1 protein-coding gene and 1 pseudogene are annotated in these 1,039 nt (G+C 60.1%); one reads left to right on the top strand and one right to left on the bottom strand.

Going from position 1 to position 1,039, the window contains the following annotated elements; genetic code table 11:
* A pseudogene (locus K675_RS33660) lies at nt 1–73 on the bottom strand (NYN domain-containing protein); the annotation flags it as partial.
* A 499-nt stretch (nt 74–572) separates the two neighbouring features.
* Between K675_RS33660 and K675_RS0116470 the strand changes: the two are divergent.
* Nucleotides 573–857 carry a DUF6124 family protein gene (locus K675_RS0116470; protein WP_026145259.1) on the top strand — a complete coding sequence of 95 codons (285 nt, stop codon included), beginning with the start codon at nt 573–575 and terminating at the stop codon, nt 855–857.
* Nucleotides 858–1,039 lie beyond the last annotated feature (182 nt).

Below are 1,039 nucleotides of genomic sequence, written 5' to 3' on the forward strand. Positions count from 1 at the left end.
CCAGCCACTTGTACGCAGACCCTGCCAATAGACCGAACAGGTTGTATCCGTCAACAAAGCAGGCTGTACGCACAGATATCAGTCCCTTGAAACGAAAAAACCGGCACAAGGCCGGTTTTTTCACCCCAACGGCCAGCGAACTGAATCGCTGCGTACGGGGCTGAGTAGTTTTTTCAGAATGCCACAGATGACGTTGAAGTCAACTCACTACGACCGTTGGATACATTCTTGTTGCAGGCGCTAAGACCCACCAGCAAGACGATTCCCTTTCCCTCGCCTGAAGTTTCCTAGAAAATCCTTTCGGCTTGCGCCTGTCGATCTTCGGGACCTAGGCTGACACCTGTCACTGAAAAACAGTGACCGGGTTTGGTCACCCGTCCAATGTCAGGCGCACCAGCGCCACCCCTGCTCCAGGCATGTCTTTGTGCCTGTCGCTTCATGGTGGGCTGTGCGCGGGGCGCCTTCGGGTGCGCCGGGTGCCTGACATCCCGGTTGACCAACCTGCGTACCGCCCGCCACCTCTCGTTTGGTCACGAGGGCGACGGGTTCTCGACCATGTCAGGAGCATCGCCATGTTCAAAGTCACACCCAACCCGCCAAAAAGCGATCCAGCACTCCAAGCCGCTACCGAGCGAGCCTTCGCTCACTATGAGCAGCCAGCAGACCCCATCAGCAAAACACCCTACCTTGAAGACACCTTGAACAACCTCGACTCGATCCTGCGTTCGGCGGCCGCCACCGCTTATGAGTCCGCCGAGCAGCTGAGTGGCATGCCGCGCCACTTGGCGATGGCTTCGGTGCACCTGATCGAGTTGGCGCAAAGCCAGGTGGATGGGTTGCTGGGCCAGCAGCACTGAAACACAGGGTAAACAGCCCCCATGGCTGATCGTGTCCACGCTCTGCGTGGGCATGCAGCCGGTGACGCTCCGCGTCACCAGGACGGGCGCAGAGCGCCCTGGGAGGCATTCCCACGGAGACCGTGGGAACGATCGGATAGCCCCCTGTGGCGAGCGGGCTTGTCGGGACGCCGCACCGCCGC

It is taken from the genome of Pseudomonas fuscovaginae SE-1, assembly GCF_000364705.1.
In the GTDB taxonomy this organism is placed as follows: domain Bacteria; phylum Pseudomonadota; class Gammaproteobacteria; order Pseudomonadales; family Pseudomonadaceae; genus Aquipseudomonas; species Aquipseudomonas fuscovaginae_A.